This window comes from Synechococcus sp. R3-13 (assembly GCF_047462195.1).
Lineage (GTDB): Bacteria > Cyanobacteriota > Cyanobacteriia > Thermostichales > Thermostichaceae > Thermostichus.
The window spans coordinates 1-1,231 of the sequence record NZ_JANSIO010000121.1 but is presented as its reverse complement, the minus strand read 5'-3'; the positions used below and the strand labels follow the sequence as shown (position 1 = coordinate 1,231).

Annotated in this window: 1 protein-coding gene; it reads right to left on the bottom strand. The window is 62.2% G+C overall.

Translation table 11 applies throughout. From position 1 onward, the window contains the following. A partial coding sequence (locus NW856_RS04035; RefSeq protein ID WP_414399236.1) for a TIM-barrel domain-containing protein occupies positions 1 to 1,181 on the bottom strand: 1,181 nt, incomplete at its 3' end. Positions 1,182 to 1,231: the final 50 nt, after the last annotated feature.

Here is a 1,231-nt window from a genome sequence, read left to right as displayed (position 1 = left end):
CGCACTCCGGGGCGCAAGAAGTCGGGAAAGAGGACTTTGCCTGGCCAAACGTAGCCATGAAAGAGGTGGCCGTCGGCGCGGCGGATAAAGAAATCCTGGGCCAAGCCCTCGTCGAAGACGGCGTAGTCGGCTTCGGGCTCGAACTTGACGCCGGGATCCACAATGGCTACCACCCGGAAGCCAGCCTCGTGGAGTTGGGCCATGAGCCGGGCCGGTTCGGGGAAGCGGCGAGGATCCCAGGTGAAGACGCGGTAGCCGCGCATGTAGTCGATATCCAAGTAAATGACGTCGCAGGGGATCTGCCGCTGGCGAAATTGCTGCGCAACGGTTTGAACCTGGGCGGCGCTGGCGTAGCTCCAGCGGCACTGTTGGTAGCCCAAGGCCCAGAGGGGAGGAAGGGGAGGCCGCCCGGTAAGTTGGGTATAGGTATCGAGCACCAAGTCTGGAGTGGGGCCGTAGATCAGGTAGTAATCCAGCTCGGGGGCGCGCACCTCGATGGCCCACTGCTCGGGATCGATCTGGCCCAGGTCGAACTGGCTCCAGTGGGTGCAGTGCAGGAAGAGCCCGTAGCAGAGGTTGGGGCGAAGAAACAGGGCGAAGGGAATGGCCTGGTAGAGATTGTCGCTGTGGGCGTCGTAGTTCCAGCAGTCGCGAGTCCAGTGGCTGTAGCGCCGGCCTCGTTTGTTGAGCAACCCTGTCCGTTCCCCCAGGCCGTAGATGTGCTCGGCAGGGTGGAGGTGTTTGACCAGGCGGATGCTATCGGATCCCCAGGTAAGCCCAGAGGAGACATCGGCGCAGAACTCTTGCCCTTGAGAATCTTGAAAACTAAACCGGATGGGATCCCGGTCGATGCGGACTTGCACCAGCGAGGTGGACAGGTGGACTTGGGCAGGGCTTTCCTGCAGTTGAAAGGAAGTCGGCGGCCACTCTTCGTCGGCTAGGGCAACATCCCAAGAACGACGGGGCAAAAACGCTCCGCTGGGGCTAAAGCGCAGCCGAAACAGACGGGGGGTGAGCACCTGCATAGACCAGCGGCCCTGGGCACAGATGAGGTGGATCCCTCTGGAGTGGGGCTGGAGCTGCTGCAGGGATCCGCAGGTTGGCCTTTGGGGTGGGCGGGCGGGGGATTGGCCGTTCGCGCCCGCGGGATCGAGTCCCAAGATCTCGCCAGGTTCCAGCATGCTTTGGGGACAGATTGCTGCTGATACATTCACGCTGAACTCTCCTGAAC